The 18,772-nt window shown below is 69.0% G+C and carries 16 protein-coding genes; 8 read left to right on the forward strand and 8 right to left on the reverse strand.

What is annotated here, in order from left to right; all coding sequences use genetic code 11:
- Positions 1 to 28: 28 nt before the first annotated feature.
- Together BGO47_RS10625 and BGO47_RS10630 are read left to right on the forward strand one after the other, a co-directional pair.
- The gene (locus BGO47_RS10625; RefSeq protein WP_292711751.1) at positions 29 to 3,025 is read left to right on the forward strand and encodes a glycosyl transferase; all 2,997 of its coding nucleotides are present in this window, start codon (positions 29 to 31) and stop codon (positions 3,023 to 3,025) included.
- Complete coding sequence (locus BGO47_RS10630; protein WP_292711753.1) at positions 3,022 to 4,392, forward strand: DUF5719 family protein; 1,371 nt, start codon at positions 3,022 to 3,024, stop codon at positions 4,390 to 4,392. Before BGO47_RS10625 ends, BGO47_RS10630 begins: the two co-directional genes overlap by 4 nt.
- Positions 4,393 to 4,399: 7 nt before the next feature.
- On the opposite strand, the gene BGO47_RS10635 is transcribed toward BGO47_RS10630, so the two are convergent.
- Positions 4,400 to 4,840, reverse strand: a complete 441-nt coding sequence (locus BGO47_RS10635) for a metallopeptidase family protein (protein WP_292711754.1) — start codon at positions 4,838 to 4,840, stop codon at positions 4,400 to 4,402.
- 170 nt (positions 4,841 to 5,010) lie between these two features.
- Here BGO47_RS10635 and BGO47_RS10640 point away from each other — a divergent pair, with 170 nt between their 5' ends.
- Positions 5,011 to 5,217: a DUF3499 family protein gene (locus BGO47_RS10640; protein ID WP_292711755.1), complete on the forward strand. Its 207-nt coding sequence runs from the start codon at positions 5,011 to 5,013 to the stop codon at positions 5,215 to 5,217.
- Between the two features lie 44 nt (positions 5,218 to 5,261).
- The gene (gene ahcY / locus BGO47_RS10645) at positions 5,262 to 6,722 is read left to right on the forward strand and encodes an adenosylhomocysteinase (protein ID WP_292711756.1); all 1,461 of its coding nucleotides are present in this window, start codon (positions 5,262 to 5,264) and stop codon (positions 6,720 to 6,722) included.
- Here ahcY and BGO47_RS10650 read toward each other — a convergent pair.
- Positions 6,716 to 7,564 carry an RDD family protein gene (locus tag BGO47_RS10650; RefSeq protein WP_292711757.1) on the reverse strand — a complete coding sequence of 283 codons (849 nt, stop codon included), beginning with the start codon at positions 7,562 to 7,564 and terminating at the stop codon, positions 6,716 to 6,718. The two genes, ahcY and BGO47_RS10650, sit on opposite strands and share 7 nt — an antisense overlap.
- 16 nt (positions 7,565 to 7,580) lie before the next feature.
- Here BGO47_RS10650 and BGO47_RS10655 point away from each other — a divergent pair, with 16 nt between their 5' ends.
- The 3 genes from BGO47_RS10655 (at position 7,581) to katG (ending at position 11,429) form a co-directional block, all read left to right on the forward strand.
- The gene (locus BGO47_RS10655; protein WP_292711758.1) at positions 7,581 to 8,579 is read left to right on the forward strand and encodes a stage II sporulation protein M; all 999 of its coding nucleotides are present in this window, start codon (positions 7,581 to 7,583) and stop codon (positions 8,577 to 8,579) included.
- Between the two features lie 61 nt (positions 8,580 to 8,640).
- The gene (locus BGO47_RS10660) at positions 8,641 to 9,132 is read left to right on the forward strand and encodes a Fur family transcriptional regulator (RefSeq protein ID WP_292712147.1); all 492 of its coding nucleotides are present in this window, start codon (positions 8,641 to 8,643) and stop codon (positions 9,130 to 9,132) included.
- On the forward strand, positions 9,129 to 11,429 hold the full coding sequence (gene katG, locus BGO47_RS10665; protein ID WP_292711759.1) for a catalase/peroxidase HPI: 2,301 nt from the start codon (positions 9,129 to 9,131) through the stop codon (positions 11,427 to 11,429). Before BGO47_RS10660 ends, katG begins: the two co-directional genes overlap by 4 nt.
- A gap of 76 nt (positions 11,430 to 11,505) precedes the next feature.
- Here the strand turns inward: katG and aqpZ are convergent, their stop codons facing one another.
- From aqpZ to BGO47_RS10695, 6 genes are all read right to left on the reverse strand, one after another.
- Positions 11,506 to 12,291 (reverse strand): aquaporin Z, encoded by a 786-nt coding sequence (gene aqpZ, locus BGO47_RS10670; RefSeq protein ID WP_292711761.1) that lies wholly within the window; start codon positions 12,289 to 12,291, stop codon positions 11,506 to 11,508.
- Between the two features lie 131 nt (positions 12,292 to 12,422).
- Positions 12,423 to 13,712: a DUF58 domain-containing protein gene (locus BGO47_RS10675; RefSeq protein WP_292711763.1), complete on the reverse strand. Its 1,290-nt coding sequence runs from the start codon at positions 13,710 to 13,712 to the stop codon at positions 12,423 to 12,425.
- Positions 13,713 to 13,719: 7 nt separating this feature from the next.
- Positions 13,720 to 14,751, reverse strand: coding sequence for a MoxR family ATPase (locus BGO47_RS10680; protein WP_292711765.1), 1,032 nt, complete (start codon positions 14,749 to 14,751; stop codon positions 13,720 to 13,722).
- Positions 14,748 to 15,962 (reverse strand): DUF4350 domain-containing protein, encoded by a 1,215-nt coding sequence (locus tag BGO47_RS10685; protein WP_292711766.1) that lies wholly within the window; start codon positions 15,960 to 15,962, stop codon positions 14,748 to 14,750. Before BGO47_RS10685 ends, BGO47_RS10680 begins: the two co-directional genes overlap by 4 nt.
- Positions 15,959 to 16,612 (reverse strand): DUF4129 domain-containing protein, encoded by a 654-nt coding sequence (locus BGO47_RS10690; RefSeq protein ID WP_292711768.1) that lies wholly within the window; start codon positions 16,610 to 16,612, stop codon positions 15,959 to 15,961. The genes BGO47_RS10685 and BGO47_RS10690 overlap by 4 nt, the downstream gene beginning before the upstream one ends.
- Positions 16,609 to 17,844: a hypothetical protein gene (locus tag BGO47_RS10695; RefSeq protein WP_292711770.1), complete on the reverse strand. Its 1,236-nt coding sequence runs from the start codon at positions 17,842 to 17,844 to the stop codon at positions 16,609 to 16,611. Before BGO47_RS10695 ends, BGO47_RS10690 begins: the two co-directional genes overlap by 4 nt.
- Positions 17,845 to 18,059: 215 nt before the next feature.
- Here BGO47_RS10695 and mtrA point away from each other — a divergent pair, with 215 nt between their 5' ends.
- Entirely contained in the window at positions 18,060 to 18,740 is a 681-nt protein-coding gene (gene mtrA, locus BGO47_RS10700; protein ID WP_292711772.1) for an MtrAB system response regulator MtrA, read from the forward strand.
- Positions 18,741 to 18,772 lie beyond the last annotated feature (32 nt).

Raw genomic sequence — 18,772 nt, forward strand, 5'->3', positions numbered from 1 at the left:
GCGGACACAACCATAGGCTGACGGCGTCATGCCCGGCACTGTTCACGCGATCGTCGTCGTGCGTCCCGACGGTCGCACGTCCGCGGCGTACCACCTTCGTCGCACGGTCGCGTCCTTGGCGGGCGGTTCCCGGCGGCCCGATGCCGTGACACTGGCCGTGTGCGGGACCGATCCTGCTGTCGAAGACGCCCTCGAACCGGGCAGCCTTCCCGATCCCACCGCCGATGGGCGAGGCGTCCGCGTCATCCGTCTCGGGCGGCGGACGCGGTTCGCGGCGGCTGTGGCGAGCGCCGCCTTTGAACCGGGTCCTCGCGGCGGCACGGGTATGGATGCCGACCTGCTGTGGTTGCTCGCGCAAGACACCGCTCCCGAACCCGAGGCACTAGCCCGCCTCGCCGGGCAGCTCGAGCTCTCACCCACGCTCGCGTTCGTGGCGCCCAAGCTCGTCCGCCATGACCGACCTGAGCGGATCGTGTCGCTCGGGGTCAGCATGACCCGCACGGGTGCGTCGGTGGAGCTGGCTGCGGGAGATCTTGACCAGGGCCAGCGCGATGGCATCACCGATGTGTTGGGCTCCGACATCCGCGCCGTGCTGGTGCGCGGGTCTGTCTTCCGCGCGTTGCGCGGGATCGACCCGGCCCTGCGCGACGCAGACGAGGGCCTTGACCTCGCGGTGGCGGCACGCCTCATGGGAGGACGCGTTGCCCTGGCCCCCACCACGCGCGTCGGCGTTTCGGGTGATGGGGTTGCCGGGCTTCCGTTCGCTGAAACCGGTAGTCGGCGTCGCATGATCATCGCGCGACGCCGCGCGGCCCAGCTGCACCGACGCCTGACCTCTGCGCATCCGCTGCTGCTTGTTCCGATCTGGCTGTCGCTGCCGTTCCTTGCCCTCGGCCGCACGATCGCCCAGTTGGTGATGAAGGACCCGGGTCGAATCGCGGGGGAGTGGGCGGCCACGATTCTGGCGATGGTGCGCCTTGCCGCGATCGCGCGCGGCAGACGCCGTCTGCGCCGTCACCGCAGCGTGCCCTGGTCGAGGATCGCCTCTCTTCGCGTCTCGACCGCGCTCGCGCGCGAGCGTGCGGCCGAGCCCACCGAGCACGATCCCGACGCGCTCCCGCGTGGTGAGCTTCATTTCTTCGGCGGTGGCGGAGCCTGGCTCGTCCTCGCGATGGCAACTGTCTCACTCGCTGCCTTCCCCGCCCTGCTAGCGTGGCCGGCGCTCGGTGGCGGAGCTCTCCAGCCGCTGCGAGACACCGTCGCAGGGCTCTGGGCTGATGCGGCGTACGGACTCCGACCAACGGGGTGGAACGTGTCGGGCCCGGCCGACCCGTTCTCGGCGGTCGTGGCGGTCATCGGCTCCCTCTGGCCTTTCGCGCCTAGCTGGGCTCTCGTCCTCCTGTGGCTGGCGGCTCTGCCGCTGGCAGCTCTCGGCGGGTGGTTTGCGGCGACGCGGATCACCGATCGTCCGGTGCTGCGCATCACTGCCGGTGTGGCGTGGGCGCTCGCGCCGACCTTCCTGGTTGCCCTGACCCAGGGCATCCCGACCGGTGTGATCGTGCACCTTCTGCTGCCGTGGCTGGTCTTTGCCGGTGCCGTCGCGCACCGCTCGTGGGTCCCGGCAGCAGCTGCCTCGCTGCTGGCCGCAGCTGTCATCGCCGCGGCTCCCTCGCTCGCTCCCGCGTTCGCCCTCGTCCTGCTCGCTGGGATCATTGCCGCCGCCGTGCGTCGTTCCGGAGCCGGCGTCGCACGGATGCTCTGGGTCGCCGTTCCGACGATCGTGATCTTTTTGCCCGTGGCATGGGCGCAGCTTCACGCGGCAAACCCCTGGGGGCTTCTCGCCGACCCCGGCGCCCCGATCGACGCCCTTGCGCAGACGGCGGATGCGGGAACTCGCCTGTGGGTTTCTCTCGGGTTCCCGGCCTCGAGCGGTGCAGGCTGGGCAGAGCTCTTTTCCGCCCTGCCACTGTGGGTTCCGGCAGCGCTGCTGGTGCCGATCGCGCTGCTGGCGGCATCCGCTGCTGCGACACCGCGATGGCCGGTCGGGCTTGCGCACCTCGCCCTGGTCGTGCTGGGCGTTGCCACAGCTGTGGCAGCCACCGCGATCGCGGTGCGCTTCGACGGCGCGAACGCTCTCACGCTGTGGCCGGGGGCGGGGCTGACTCTCGCGTGGTGGGGCATGGTGGGCGGCGCCATCCTGACACTCGATCAGCTCGGTCGGGCCGAGATGGCTCGGTTCCGACGGCATGCCGGAGCCGTCTCGGCATCCGCCGCAGTCGTCTGCATCGTGACTCTGGTGGTCCTGGCAGCCCCGGCCCTGACGGCGTGGGCGCGGGGTGCGACAGCCCTCACGAATGGTCCGACCAGCACGCTGCCGGCGTATGTCGAAGCCGACAGCGGTGGCGACACCGCGACAGGGACGATCGTGCTGACGGCCGAAGCCGACGGAAGCCTCGCCGCACGCGTGGTCTGGGGCGGCAGCGAGACCCTCGGTGCCCACAGCACCGTGCTCGAGACCCGGACGGCGGTGGATGACGCGTCAGCTCAGCTCGCTGCCACTGCTGCGGCGCTCGTAAGCTCGACCTCGCCCGACGCCGTTGCTGCGCTCGCTGAGCAGGGGATCGCTTTCGTGCTCCTCGCTCCCGGCGCCGACGCACCCGCGGCTGACGTGCTCCGGCGCGAGTCCGCCACAGCGCTCGATCAGCGCGATGACCTCGATCCTGTCGGGGCCACCGAACGGGGCGATCTGTGGCGTGTCACCTCTGACATCGCGGCCAGGCCGAGTGCCGAGAACCCGGCGGGGGGAATCGCGATCGAGATCCTTCAGATCGCGGTCATCGTGATCGCCCTGCTTCTTGCGGCACCGACGGGGCGGAGCCGGGCCCGTGCGCGGCAGCATCCGCGCATTGTGGGCCTGACACCCGCTGAGCGGGCGATGGATGCCGGAAGGGCTCGGCGCCTCGAGGACGGCGCGCAGGAGGCCCAGGCTCTGCCGAGCGAGCCGACGGGCGAGGAGGCGACATGACCGGATCAGCCTCACGCTGGCTCAGGCCCGTCTTCGGTGCGCTCGCGGGAGCGGGCGCCATTGCCGCGATAGCGTTGGTGCCGCTGATCGAGGTTCCCCCGATCGCGCCGGAACCGGCATCCGTGGCAGTTTCGCCGCCGTCGGCCGGGCAGACCCTCGTGTGTGCCGGTGACCTGCTCGTGTCTGCACGAGACTCGACAGCCGTGAGCTCGATCACCGTGGCAGCGCCCCAGGCCGTGGCAACGGCAGGGGAGAGCGCGATCGATCGCGGCGAGTTGGCTTCGGATGCCGCGGGAGCGGCTCCGCTCGTGCTTCGCTCTATGCCGGGGTCGGAGCCTTTCGCCGCCGCGGGTTCTGCGACCGTCGGCGACCCCGACCTCGCTGGGTACAGCGCGGCCTCGTGTCGCCTGCCGCTGCTGGATTCGTGGCTCGTGGCCGGGGCGGGAACCACAGGCGCCGCTGACCTTGTCGTGCTCTCCAACCCGGGAGAGGTCGCCGCGACTGTCACACTCACTGTCTATGGAGCCTCCGGAGCTGAGGTTCCTCCCGGTGGCGGGGGCATCATCGTGCGCCCCGGCGCTCAGCGCATCATCCCTCTCGCGGGCATCGCCCTCGGCGAGGAGAGCCCCGTCGTGCACGTTCAAGCCACCGGCGCCCCGGTCGCGGCATCCCTGCAGTCGAGCATCACGCGGGTCCTCGAGCCCGGCGGGGTGGACCAGTCCGGAGGGCTCAGCGAGCTCGCCACCAGCCAGACGATCGTCGGGGTCACGGTCACCGAGGGAGCGCTCGCCAGCGGGTCGGGGCTTTCCGGAACCATGGTGCGGGTGCTCTCGCCGGATGCCGATACCGAGGCGACGATCTCGGTGCGAGCTGTCGGTGCCGCAGCGCCGGCCATCGATCCGGTGAACGTTCAGCTCCGGTCGGGAATCCCGGCGGCCGTCGAAATGCCGAGTCTGCCGGTCGGCTCCTACACGGTGGATGTCGTGGCCTCGACACCGGTCGCGGCTGCGGTGTGGCAGACCACCGGCTTCGGTGCGGGGTCCGATTTCGCCTGGTACCAGGCGTCCCCGCAGATCGAGTCTTCCGCGGTCATCGCTGTGCCGAGCGGGCCGGGCCCTGTCCTCACCATCGCCAACCCGGGCTCAGCGGATGTGACAGTCGAGCTTGCGGAACCGGGGTCCGGCCCTGTCCCGGTGACAGTGCCGGCGGGCGCGAGCGTTCAGGTACCGCTGCGGGCCGCGATAGCGTATGAGCTCACCGGGGGGCCCGTACGCGCGAGCGTTGGCTACGTCGGCGCCGGTGCTCTGGGTGCGTTCCCGGTGTTTCCCGCGACCGCGGGCCAGGAGCCGATCGTCGTCTACCCCTGAGCCGGCCTCAGAAGTAGCGGAAGCGGTCGGGGCCCAGATCCCACGGATCCTTGCCGAGGTACTGCGCCGCAGCGCGGAACACTGCCCCCTCGATCATCATCCGGCGATGCAGGTCATCGTTGCGGTGCAGGTGCGACAGGCGCTCCAGCGGCACGCGGTACAGGATGATGCGCTTCTGGTCGGTGAGCACTGCCCACCGGGGGATGCCGTCGGCATCCGTCGCGGGGGGCATATCGCCGATCTCGAAACTGACCTCGCGGAGCTCCTCCCACGCCGATCGTAGGAACTCCGCCGCGGTGCCGACGGTGAGGTCGAACCTGTCGATGCGGGTGTCCAGGGGCGGGAGTGGTGGGCGAACGACGGGGCTGCGTCCCACGCGCCCATGGCGCCCGTGACGTGCGGGGCGCCGGGATCGTGCCGGGGCTGAGCGGGAGCGTCGCCAGGCCATGCGCCCATCCTAGATCGGCCCGATCCCCCGGACCTCACCGTTGCGGTGTCACGGATGCGTGGTTTGCGCCGCCGGCGACCCGCAGCGCGTGACACGCGAACGGTTGCGGTGGTCGGCCCGGCCCGCGTGGCGGCCGACTGTGCCGTGGGCATGCGGGTACCGTGACGGTGATGCGTGAACGGTTGTGCTCCAAGATTGCGTGCGCGCGGGAAGCCGTTGCCACGCTCACCTACGACTACGGCGACCAGATGGCGGTGCTCGGCCCGCTGGGCCCCGAGGCGGTGGTCCATGCGCACGATCTGTGCAGCATCCACACCGAGCGGCTCGCCATGCCGCGAGGCTGGGTGGTTGTGCGCCACGAAACCCTGCGGGCCTGACGGGGCGCAGCTCCGGCGGCCGGCGGCGTGGGAGAATACCGCTCATGTCGACTTCTACGATCGCCGCGCTCGATTACACCGTCGCTGACCTCGCGCTCGCCGATGCCGGACGCCACCAGATCCGCCTCGCCGAGAACGAGATGCCGGGCTTGATGGCTCTGCGCGAGGAGTTCGGTCCGCAGCAGCCGCTGCGCGGTGCGCGGATCGCGGGATCGCTGCACATGACCGTGCAGACGGCTGTGCTCATCGAGACACTCGTGGCACTCGGAGCCCGGGTGCGATGGGCCAGCTGCAACATCTTCTCGACCCAGAACGAAGCTGCGGCTGCCGTCGTGGTCGGCCCGACCGGCACCGTCGACCGGCCCCAGGGTGTTCCGGTGTTCGCCTGGAAGGGCGAGACCCTCGCCGAGTACTGGGACTGCACCGATCGCATCTTCGACTGGTCGGCGGAGGGATTCGACGGTCCGAACCTCATCCTCGACGACGGCGGTGACGCCACTCTCCTCGTCCACAAGGGCGTCGCGTTCGAGAAGGCGGGGGCTGTGCCGGATGCCGCTCCCGGCGATTCCACGGAGTACCGCGTGGTTCTCGACCTGCTGCGGCGCTCGCTCGCCCGCGACCCCGAGCGCTTCACGCGCATGAGCCGGGAACTCGTCGGTGTGACTGAAGAGACCACGACCGGCGTCCACCGGCTCTACGAGCTGGCCCGTGACGGCGAGCTGCTTTTCCCCGCGATCAACGTCAACGACTCGGTCACGAAGTCCAAGTTCGACAACAAGTACGGCATCCGTCACTCTCTTCCCGACGGTCTCAACCGCGCCACCGACGCTCTCATCGGCGGGAAGGTCGCGTTCGTGGCCGGGTACGGGGATGTCGGCAAGGGGGCCGCCGAAGCGCTGCGCGGTCAGGGCGCTCGCGTCGTCGTGAGCGAGATCGACCCGATCTGCGCGCTGCAGGCGGCCATGGACGGGTTCCAGGTCGCCCGGCTCGAGGATGTCATCGGCCAGGTCGACATCCTCATCACCGGAACGGGCAACCGCAACGTCGTCACCGTCGACCACCTGCTCTCGATGAAGCACCTCGCGATCGTCGCCAACGTCGGCCACTTCGACAACGAGATCGACATGGTGGGGTTGGAGAGCCTGGCTGGTACCGAACGGGTCGAGATCAAGCCGCAGGTGCACGAGTGGCGTCTGCCCACCGGCCGGAGTGTCCTGGTGCTCAGCGAAGGGCGGCTCATGAACCTCGGGAACGCGACGGGGCACCCTTCGTTCGTCATGAGCGCTTCGTTCACCAATCAGGTCCTCGCCCAGATCGAGCTGTGGACCAAGAGCGAGAACTACCCGCTCGGAGTCGCAACGCTCCCGAAGGCCCTCGACGAAAAGGTCGCGCGCCTGCACCTTCCTGCGCTGGGCGTGCAGTTGACGCAGCTTTCCGGCGACCAGGCAGCCTACATCGGCGTCCCAGTCGAGGGGCCGTACAAGCTCGAGCACTACCGCTACTGACGCACCGTCCGGACCGTCGTCGTGTCGGGATCCCCGGCGATCAGGGTCACAAGGCGCTCGTTCTGCAGAGCGAGCGCCCGGCCTTCGCGCGCTCGCCGCAGGGCTACCACGCCGCGCAGCATCGTCTCGGGGTCCACCGGTGGCAGAGGCGAGACGTAGGGCGTGACCTCTGCCGCCAGCGCGGCGGCGACCCGTGCCCGCGCGCCGGGGTCGAGGTAGGCGGCCTGGTGAGCGAACTGCGAGACCCGACGCGCCAACCGATCGGGCATGCGCCCGACGTCGGCAACCGCCGCCCAACTCGCGAGAGTCGAGGGCAACTCGGCGGGGCGCGGCTGGAGCTTCGGGGCACGTGATCGCTCGCAGTACGTGCCGGCGACCAGGTCGCCAAGGCGCTGCGTCCGCGGGGTGAATGCGCCGACGATCGCCGCCACCGCTCCCGCGGTCAGCCAGATCTCAAGCACCCCGATGAAGGCGCGGATGAACGCGTGGCGGAATCCTGCCGCGCCGCCATCGACGCGCACGATGCGGCCGCCCACCGCCCACCGCCCGAGGCTCGACCCGCCCGTGAGTGTCTCCACGAGTGCCGGAACGAGCACCAGGACGATGACCACCGTCGTGATTCCGAGAATCGGCGCCAGGGCGGCATCCAGGAACGCGCCGCCCAACAGCCAGTTCGCCACGACAGCCAGCACGATCAGGAGCACGACTGACGCGACGACATCGATCAGGCAGCCGAGGGCCCGCTGGAAGAAGCTCAACGGCTGGATGTCGAGTGCGACTGCTTCGCCGGTGAGCACCTCGTCCTGACGGATGTCGACCGTCATCGGGTGCTCGGAGGCCATGGGTACAGTAAAGCAAATGGATCTTGATGCCCTGACTGACGCGCGACGCGCGGAGTGGGCGCGGCTTGATCAACTCGGCCGCTCCCGCAGGCTCTCGGGCGTCGAGATCGATGAACTGGTCACGAGATATCGGGCGGCCTCGGCCGATCTCGCCGACATCAAGACGAGCGCGGGGCGCACTGCCGAAGGCGATTACGTCTCCCTGCTTCTCGCGCGCGCGCGTCGACGGCTGACGGGGCGTGGGGAAAATCCGCTGCGGCAGATCCCGCGCTTCTTCGTGTGGCAGCTGCCGGCGGCGCTCTACCGCCTGCGGTGGACCACCCTTGCTGTCGCAGGACTGTTCGTGGCGGTCGCCGCGGTTGTCGCGACGTGGATCTCCCGTGATCCGGCGCTGATCGCGTCGCTGGGCTCGCAGGTGCAACTCGAGTACTACGCGGAGGTCGAGTTCGAGGGCTATTACAGCGAGAACCCCGCAGCCGTGTTCGCAGGGACGGTCTGGACCAACAATGCGTGGATCGCAGCCCAGAGCGTGCTGTTCGGGATCACCGGGATCTGGCCGGTCATGGTGCTGGTCCAGAATGCCGTCGCGGTGGGGACGGCAGCCGCCGTGCTCGCAGCGTTCGGCCGCGTCGACACGTTCTTTCTCTTCATCCTTCCGCACGGGCAACTGGAGCTCACCTGCGTCTTCCTGGCCGTCGCGGCAGGTCTTCATCTGTTCTGGTCGTGGGTGGCGCCTGGGCCGCGTACCCGCGGTGAGGCGCTCGCAGCGGAGGGACGGGCGCTGGCGACGGTGGCGATCGGACTGGTCGTCGCGCTCGCTGTGGCGGGGATCATCGAGGGGTTCGTCACGGCGCAGACGTGGCCATGGGCTCTCAAGATCGGGATCGGGTCCGCCGCTCTCGCGGGATTTCTGGTCTACATGCTCGTCGTCGGGCGGCGAGCCGTGCGCGCCGGCGAAACGGGGGATCTCACGGAGTTCCACGCCGGCACTACCCGGCTGTGGGCTGGCGGGTGAGCGTGTTCCATCACCTACGCTCCTTTTGAACTGATCAAAAATGCGCTAGCGTCGATGTGTGATGGATGCGCGGGGGATCGCCGGCCCCGAGCCGGTCGAATCGGTGATCCGCGCAGCGGGGCTCCGGGTCACGAGCGCGCGCCTGGCAGTGCTCGACGCTCTTCGGGAGCACCCTCACGCCAGTGCCGATGCGATCTTCGCGGATGTCGATCACCGCGCTCCCGGCACCACCCTGCAATCCGTCTATAACGCGCTGAGCGACTTCGAGGCGGCAGGCCTCGTGCGCCGGATCCAGCCGGCCGGCCAGCCCATGCGGTTCGAGGTCCGTATCGACGACAACCATCACCACCTGGTGTGCACCTCGTGCGGGCGCGTCGAAGACGTCGACTGCGTCACCGGCGAAGCACCGTGTCTGCATCCGTCGCAAACCCATGGCTTCGCACTCGCCCAGGCCGAGATCACATTCTGGGGCGTGTGCGCAGCGTGCGCCGCGCCAGAGACCGACTCCTCATCACCTACCCACAACCCGACCGTCACGGAAGGACGATCATGAGCGAAAACGACCCGGCAGTCACTCCCCTGGGGGAACAGCCCAATGACATCGAGCAGTCGGTCACCGTCACCGACACCGACGAGGCGGAGATCGCCGAGGCCACGGGCGAGGGTGCCTGCCCCGTCATCCACGCGCAGCCCCACCCCACGAACGGTTCGGCCAACCAAGTGTGGTGGCCGAACAAGCTGAACCTCAAGATCCTCGCGAAGAACCCCGTGGAGGCGAACCCCTACGGCGGTGACTTCGACTATAAGGCCGCGTTCGAGTCCCTCGATCTTGACGCCGTGAAGAAGGACATCGAACAGACCATCACGGTCTCGCAGGACTGGTGGCCGGCTGACTTCGGCAACTACGGGCCCCTCATGATCCGTATGGCCTGGCACAGCGCTGGCACCTACCGCGTGATGGACGGACGTGGCGGCGGTGGCACCGGCCAGCAGCGGTTCGCGCCGCTGAACAGCTGGCCCGACAACGTCGGCCTCGACAAGGCTCGCCGCATCCTGTGGCCGGTCAAGAAGAAGTACGGGCGCGCGCTGTCGTGGGGCGATCTCATGATCCTCGCCGGCAACGTCGCGCTCGAGAACATGGGCTTCGAGACGTTCGGGTTCGCCGGTGGACGTATCGATGCGTGGGAGCCGGATGACGACGTCTACTGGGGCCCCGAGACCACCTGGCTCGGCGACGAGCGCTACACCGGCGAGCGCAACCTCGAGCGCCCGCTCGCCGCGGTGCAGATGGGACTCATCTACGTCAACCCCGAGGGTCCGAACGGCAACCCCGACCCGTTGGCATCGGCCATCGACATCCGGGAGACCTTCAAGCGGATGGCGATGAACGACGAAGAAACCGTCGCCCTGATCGCCGGCGGTCACACCTTCGGCAAGACGCACGGGGCGGCATCCGACTCGTACCTCGAGAACAACCCCGAGGCCGCCGGTCCCGAGATGCAGGGTCTGGGCTGGAAGAACAACTTCGGCTCGGGCAAGGGCGACGACCAGATCACCAGTGGTCTCGAGGTCACCTGGACGTACCACCCGACCCGCTGGGACAACGAGTTCTTCCACATCCTCTTCGGCTACGAGTGGGAGCTCATGAAGAGTCCCGCGGGTGCCAACCAGTGGCGTCCGGTCAACGGCGGCGGTGCCGACATGGTTCCCCTTGCCCACGACCCCTCGAAGCGTCGCGAGCCCCGGATGCTCACGAGCGACCTCGCGCTGCGGTTCGACCCCGAGTATGAGAAGATCTCGCGCCGGTTCCTCGAAGACCCGGAAGCGTTCGCTGACGCGTTCGCGCGCGCCTGGTTCAAGCTGACCCACCGCGACATGGGCCCCAAGGCGCGTTACCTGGGACCCGAAGTCCCCGCCGAAGAGCTCGTCTGGCAGGACCCGGTGCCCCCGGTTGACCACCCGCTCATCGATGAGGCCGATGCTGCGCTCCTCAAGCAGCGCATCCTCGAGTCGGGCCTCACCGTCGCCGAGCTCGTGCAGACGACGTGGGCTGCGGCATCCACTTTCCGCGGCAGCGACAAGCGCGGTGGCGTGAACGGCGCTCGTCTTCGCCTGGCACCGCAGAAGGACTTCGAGGTCAACAACCCCGCGCAGGTCGCGAAGGTGATCGGCGTGCTCGAGGGCATCAAGGCGGACTTCGACGCGTCAGCCTCAGGTGGCAAGAAGGTATCGCTGGCTGACCTCATCGTGCTGGCGGGTAACGCCGGTGTCGAGAAGGCGGCGAAGGATGCCGGTGTCGAGGCCGCCGTGACGTTCCACCCGGGACGGACCGACGCGTCACAGGAGCAGACGGATGTCGAGTCGATGCAGTACCTGGAGCCGGCTGCCGATGGCTTCCGGAACTACCTCGGCCCCGTCGCTGCGGCATCCGGTCTGCCCGAAGAGCACCTGCTCATCGACAAGGCGAACCTGCTGACCCTCACCGCCCCGGAAATGACGGTGCTTCTCGGCGGATTGCGCGTTGTCGCCGGCAACTACGACGGATCGGCGTACGGCGTGTGGACGGAGCGCCCGGGCGTGCTCACGAACGACTTCTTCGTGAACCTGCTCGACCTCGGCACCACCTGGCGCTCGCTCGACCCCGGCCAGCACGCGTTCGAGGGAACGAAGGACGGCTCGGGCGAGCTCGTCGGTCGCGGCACCCGGGTCGACCTACTGTTCGGATCCAACTCCGAGCTGCGGGCGATCGCCGAGGTCTACGCGAGCGATGACGCGAATGAGCAGTTCGTGCGCGACTTCGTGAAGGCGTGGGGCAAGGTCACCGAGCTCGATCGGTTCGACCTGGTCTGAGCCTCAGTCTCGGCATCCACACCGAAGCGGCCCGTCTCCTCGGAGGCGGGCCGCTTCTGTTGTGCCGGATGCGTCGTCAGCTGACGCGGGCTTCTGCCTGAACCGGAGGCAGCGGCTTGCGCTCGAACAGTGCGCGGTGCGCGAATCCGGCCAGGAGCCCTCCGACCAGGGGGAACACGATGAAGACCCACAGCTGGGCGAGCGCCTCGCCGCCACCGTAGATCGCCGTCGCGATCGAGCGGGCCGGGTTCACGGAGGTGTTGTCGATCGGGATCGAGACGAGGTGGATCATCGTGAGCGTGAAGCCGATGACCAGCCCGGCGAACTTCTCGGCATTGCGCTGGGGGTGCGTCACGCCAAGGATCACGAGCAGGAAGATCGCGGTGAGCAGGATCTCGGCGACGATGGCTGCGCCGAGGCCGAATCCGCCCGGGGATGCCGCACCGTAGCCGTTGCTCGCGAAGCCACTGTCCTGAGCAGCACTGAGCCACCCGTCAGGACCGAACAGTCCGATGAGCACGATGAGCGTCGTGCCGACGGCGCCACCGATGATCTGGGCGATGAGGTAGCCGGGTACGTCTTTCCACGCGAAGCGTCCGGCAGCGGCGAGGCCGAACGTGACCGCCGGGTTGAAGTGGCCGCCCGAAATCGGGCCCCACGTGTAGATGCCTGCCATCAGGGTCAGACCGAAAGCGAGGGAGACGCCGAGGAAGCCGACGCCGAGCGAGGTACCGTTCTGGCTCGCCCCGAAGTTTGCGGCGAACAGGGCGGTGCCGATCGAACCGAACACGAGCAGGAACGTTCCCAGGGCCTCGGCAATGAGCTTCGTCGCGGTGCCGGGGGCGGAAGTGGTGTCAGCCATTTCTGGCTCCTTTCATTCGGCCGAAACCTAGCGCTCTCAGGCGACTCACAGGCGAACGACTCGCCCCATCGGGGCGAAATCAGCCCCTTTTCACCGGGTCCGGTCGCGATCTGGGCCCCTGGGCGGCGTGCTCAGAGCCGACCGAGTGCCTTGAGTGCGAGGTAGCGGTCGGCAACGCGCGGGGGCAGGTCCTCGGCGGATGCCGACAGTGCGTCGACTCCTGCCCGGGAGAGCGCCGTCACCATTCGGTCGGCATCCCAGCGGGCCCGTTCCCGCGCTGCGGCTTCGAACGCGTCGGATTGGGGTGCCTCGGTCGGCTCGGGCTGTGCTGCGGCAACGAGCACGTGCGTGTGGGCGGGAATGAGGGGGAGCGCACCGAGGAAACCGCGCGAAGCCTCGGGATCATCGTGCGCCGCGAGCACGACGATCATCGACGGTCGGGTGGTCAGCAGGCGGGCCTGTGCGAAAGCGGCGTCCCAGTCGGTGTCGATGAGACCGGCATCCACGGCGACCATGGCGTCCACGAGGGCGGGCAGCAGAGCCGCGCCGTCGCGGCCGGTCACGCGGGCACGCACCGCCCGGTCGAACATCACCAGGTGGACGTGATCTCCCGCTTGCGCTGCGAGGGCCGAGAGGAGGAGGGCTGCCTCCATCGCGGCATCCAGTCTCACGCCGTCATCGACGCGCGTCGCGGCGGTACGACCGGTGTCGATGATGATGACGATGTGGCGGTCGCGCTCGGGACGCCACGTGCGAAGCATTGTTGCGCTGGCCCGGGCCGTGGCGCGCCAGTCGATCGAGCGCACATCGTCGCCGCGTACGTACTCGCGCAGCGAGTCGAACTCGGTGCCCTGTCCGCGCACCTGGACGCTGGTGTTCCCGTCGAGCTCGCGCAGCCGCGCGAGACGAGAGGGCAGGTGACGCCGCGAGGTGAACGGTGGCAGAACCCGGATGCTTCCCGGAACCGCGATGAGTGTGCTGCGACCCGCGATCCCGAGAGGCCCCGCTGAGCGTACCGCGAGTCCGGCGCTACGCAGCTCTCCACGCCGACGAGGCAGCAGCGACGTGATCACGCGGCCCGACGCGCCCGGCTCGATCCGTATCACCGCCGTTCCGGTGGCGGCGCCCGCGGTCGGCTGCCAGGCATCCCGAACACGGATGCGAAGGGCTCGCGTACCCGTGTTGACGACAGTCGCCGTGACCTGGGTTGCTTGGTCACGCAGCACCTTCGTCGGTCCAGCGCGGGTGATGCTCACCTGACGCGGATTGGGGGCGGCCAGCACATCGATGCCCAGCAGCAGCAGGCAGAGTCCGAGCCAGGCCGCAGCACCTGCCCAGGCGGGAATTCCGCCGACGGAGCCGAGGATGACGGGAACAGCGCCGGCACCCACCAGAAGCGGGTAACGACCGGTCACATACATGCGGGGCTCACAGGGGGACGCGGGTTTGCTGCAGAATGCTCTGGAGCAGCGCTTCGACGGAGACCCCTTCGAGCTCAGCATCCGGACGAAGCCGGAGGCGGTGCCGCCACGTTGGCAGGAGCATCGTCTGGACGTGGTCGGGGGTGATAGCCGGTGAGCCGCCGAGCCACGCCCATGCTTTCGCCGTCGCCAGAAGCGCCGTGGCGGCGCGTGGGCTCGCCCCCAGCTGCACTGAGGGGCTCTGCCTCGTGGCCTGCGCAAGATCGACGATGTAACCCAGGACGTCATCCGTGGCGGACACCTCCCGCACCGCCGCCTGGGCCGCCCGCAGGTCTGCCGCAGTGACGACGGTCCGCACCCCGGCCTCATCCAGGTCCCGGGGAGAGAAGCCGTCGGCGTGGCGGCGGAGCACCGTGACCTCCGCATCGTGTGCGGGCATGTCGACGATGAGCTTCAGGAGGAACCGGTCGAGCTGAGCTTCGGGGAGCGTGTAGGTCCCCTCGTGTTCGATCGGGTTCTGGGTCGCGGCGACGAGGAACGGATCGGGGAGCGGGCGGGTCACGCCGTCGGTGGATACCTGGCGTTCTTCCATCGCCTCCAGGAGGGCAGCCTGAGTCTTCGGCGGTGTGCGGTTGATCTCGTCGGCCAGCAGGATGTGGGTGAAGACCGGGCCCTCGCGAAACTCGAACTCACCCGACCGAGCGTCGTAGATGAGCGAGCCCGACACATCGCCGGGCATGAGGTCGGGAGTGAACTGCACGCGCTTGGTCTCCAGGCCGAGCGCGCGGCTGAACGCTCGTACCAGCAGCGTTTTGGCGACACCTGGTACGCCCTCGACCAGGACGTGTCCGCGGGCCAGCAGCGCGATCAGAAGCCCCGTGATGGCGGCATCCTGACCGACGACAGCTTTGCCGATCTCGGTACGAACGCGCCCGACGGCGGCGCGGGCGTCGTCGTCGCCGGGGACGGAGTCGCTACGGCCGGAGGCGTCGGGAACGGCATTGTCGGCAGTCGTCGGCGCCGGGTCGGGAGTCGTCATGGGGCGTTCCTTTCGGGGTGAAGTGCCGCGCGCGCTGCAGCTTCGAGTCTGCGCAACCGGTCGTAGAGCTTGTCAAGGTCGCGCCGCGATGTCGGCGGGGCGCCGTCCAGGATGTTTCGCGCATCCTCCCGCGACGACACCGAGGCCCTCGCGAGCGCGTCGGCGACTTCTGTTGCCGACGACGACCCTGACAGGCCGAGCAACCGCGCGATCCGCACGCGTGCACCATGGCGCAGCAGGGATGCGGCATGCGCGGTGTCGCCGGATCGCGCGTACAGGTGCGCTCGGCCCCGCGTCGTCTCCTCGCCGCGCACGGTCACCGGCAGTCGCTCCCCGACAAGCGGTCCAAAACGGATGCCGCGCCACAGCGCCGCCGCGACTGCAGCCGCCAGCGCCAGGACGATCACGGGGCTGACCCATGGGGGAGTGAGTTCGCCGAGGGACGGATTCACCGGATCGAGATTGGTATCGCCCACGGATGGGACGTACCAGACAAGCGTCGCATTCCTGCCCATCAGGCCCAGCGCGAGGGCTGCATTGCCGTCCTGTGCCAGATGTTCGTTCGTGAACAGCGCGGCGCCGTCGACGGCAGACACGCGCTGCGTACCCGGCGCGTCGGGGCGGATGGTCTCGCGCACCAGGAGCGCATAGCCTCCTGCTGCCGGATAGCACTGGGCGGCATCCGTACCGACGAAGACCGTTCGCGGACGGATCGCTCCGGCGCGCCGTGCCTCTGGCACGGAGCACTGCGGTTGCACGAGCGCATCATCGGCGACGCCGACGGCGTTCGCCCCGTCGGCGATCAGGCGCAGGGTGCGCGAGCGCGGGTCGATGAGGACGACGTCTGTCGCGGGTGCGGTGAGGGCGGAGATCGCCTCGTCGGAGAGCGCGGGTGCATCCGGAAGCACGAGCGTTGCCGCGGTCTCACGCAGCGCCGCGGCGGCTTGCTCGTGCGAGCGGACGATGCGCACGTCGACGCCTTGATCGGCCAGGATGCGTGCCAGCGCCCGGGTGCCCGTCGGAGCTGCGGACTCGGGATCGAGCGACTCGCGCTGGTTCCATTCGCTGCCGCCGACGATGCTCGCACCCACGATGCCGACAGCGATGAGGCCTGCGACGATGGCGATCCATCCGACCGCCGAGCCGCGGCGGGTGCTGGTGGTCGGGGCGACGGTCTTCGCGCCGCGGTGCCCGCCGAGATCGACGCTCACGACGCGTGCACCTCCGCAGGTTCGGCGTGCCCGGGCGTGAGCCGGGCCAGCACGGTGTCGGCAGCAGCCACCACCTCGTACCCGGCGTCGGTCCCGGGCCGCTGAAGATAGCGGACGTCCTCGAAGACGGTGGCGGCATCCCGGACCGCAGCGCTCGCCGGCGCTGCCAGGGCGTCGGCGCGCACCGCGAACTGTCGGGCTGTCGTGCCGGGGGCGAGCTCGATCAATCCCCGTTCGTCCAGGCCGCGGGCTGCTGCCCGGAAGCGCAGCACGATCGCCGCGTCCCAGTCCCGACGGCTGCGGGCAGCCTCAGCTGCCGTCCGCAGTCCGTCGGCGGTTCGAAAGTCGACGTCGCCGAACAGCTCACCGGTGCGGGCTCGTCGCGAGGATGCCCGTCGGGGGACCCCCCACACGAGAATCGCGATGACGATGACCGCGATGGCTATGACGGCGGCGACGAGCGCGAGGATCGCTGCCCACTCCGGCGCGACATCAGGTGAGAACAGGGAAGCGAGGGCATCCCGCGCCGCCTGTGCCGCTCGGTCGAACCACGTCGGCTGTGCCGCCTGATAGACCGGGTCTGCGAGTTCCTGCACCGCCCAGTCGCGAGCCTGTTCCCCGTCCGGGATGAGGGGGATCTCTGAGATCACCGAGGCATCGCCCACGTCGTCCGGTCGTCATCAGGACCGGTGGGAGGCGTCGATGACGACGGGTCAGCGGGTGGCGTGACGGGTGCCGTCCGCGCGGGTGTCGGCTCGGCTGCAGGTGGGGGAGCCAGGGTGTAGCCCGGTGGCGGGGCGAATGGCGCCGGTTGCGGGTACGCCGCGGGCCACCGCGGCTGCACGGTGCGGCCGATGTGGACGACGTACGGGTCGGGGAGGCCCGCCTCTCCCGCATCTCTGCGATCCACGTACTCGAGCAGGTCGAGGTCGAGCCCCTCATGCCGCATCCGGCAGTCGATGTAGACGAGCCCCGCGGCAGTGGACTGCACGATGACGGCGACGGACTGGATGAGAAGCGTCACGATCTGCGTGAGACCGAGGGTTGCGACGATGCCGATGATCGCCGCTGCGCTCTCATCACCCGTGGGCGCTATCACTGTCGTCAGTGCGGAGGCGAGGAATGAGAACGGGATGCTGACGACCTGCGCCACGGCGCCGAAGACGAGCGAGACGAGCACCAGGATGCCCAGGATGACCCAGAATCGGCCCCGCGACAGCCGCCACGAGCGCGCCAAAGCCGCGCCCAGGCTCGTGTGCTCCACGATCAGGACCGCCGGAACAAGCAGCAGCTTCACGGCGAGCCAGAGGCTCAGGGGGATCGCGGCGAGGACCACGAGGATCCCGAGGATGATCGCGGCGGCGGGAACGGCGACAGCCAGGACGGCGATCAGACCGCCGACGATGACCACGATCACACCGATCGCGAGCGAGAGGAGGATCGTGTAGCCGACCAGACGCCAGGCCACGGGCCGCACGCGCTGCCACAGCATCCGCAGCGTCATCTTCTCGGCCACCGCAGCATGCAAAACGTCGGAGATGACCACGGCCTGCACGAGCACACCCACGGCGCCCGCAAGTAGACCGAGTACGAGACCCGACAGCGCGGTGAGTGTAATCGATCCCGTCAGGACGGCATCCCACTCGTCGGTGCCGGCAGGCACGGTGTCGAGCCGCGAGAAGCTCGCGAACGCGACGCCCGAGATGGCGATGGTGACCACGAGGTAGGCGATGGTCTGCACGACCATCGCGAACCCGAGCAGCACCTTCGGGTTGTGTCGCAGCGCCGAGAACGAGCGGCCCAGAATCGTGCCGAACGTCAGCGGTTGCAGCGGGATGATTCCAGGCCGCGGCGCAGGCGTCCAAGACGGGTACGCGGTCACGGGTTCCTCCTACAGGCTGGAATCGTCGTGAGTTCCATCGTGTCACACGGGAAGCGGAGCCGCTCGTGCCCGTCCTGCGTGCCGCCGACGCGCGAGCCGGTGCCGACGCGCGCGAATCAACGGCGTGCGCACAGGTGGAGTCGACTACTCTCGGGGGAAGCACACGCGGCTGCCTGCCGCCAGTGCGCAGGCTGGACGCAAGGAACGAAGGCGCGATGAACTCACGCATCCTGGTGGTCGACGATGACACCGCCCTGGCGGAGATGATCGGGATCGTGCTGCGCACGGAAGGATTCGACACGGTCTTCTGCGCTGACGGAAACGCCGCCGTCGAGACCTGGCGCGCGGAACGCCCTGACTTGATCCTGCTCGATCTGATGCTTCCCGGTCGCGACGGCATCGAGATCTGCACGGCGATCCGCTCCGAGTCGGGCATCCCGATCATCATGCTGACGGCACGCACCGACACCGCCGATGTCGTGCGCGGACTGGAATCGGGTGCCGACGACTACATTGTCAAGCCGTTCAATCCGAAAGAGCTCGTGGCCCGCATCCGCACACGACTGCGCCCCGGCGGGCATCCGTCACAGGAGACGCTGCGAATCGGGAACCTGACGATCGATGTCGCGGGCCATGAAGTGCGACGCGGTGACGAGGTGATCTCGCTCACGCCCCTTGAGTTCGAACTGCTTGTCGCGCTTGCCTCCAAGCCGCAACAGGTGTTCTCACGGGAGATGCTGCTGGAGCAGGTCTGGGGTTACCACTACAAGGCCGACACGCGCCTGGTCAACGTGCACGTGCAGCGGCTGCGCGCCAAGGTCGAACTCGACCCCGACAACCCCCGCATCGTGACGACAGTGCGCGGTGTGGGCTACCGGGCCGGTGCTGTGGAGTGAGGGTCGTCGACGATCAGGCCGCGGGCAGCGGT

Origin of the sequence: Microbacterium sp. 67-17 (genome assembly GCF_001898325.1) — a bacterium.
GTDB classification, from domain to species: domain Bacteria; phylum Actinomycetota; class Actinomycetes; order Actinomycetales; family Microbacteriaceae; genus Microbacterium; species Microbacterium schleiferi.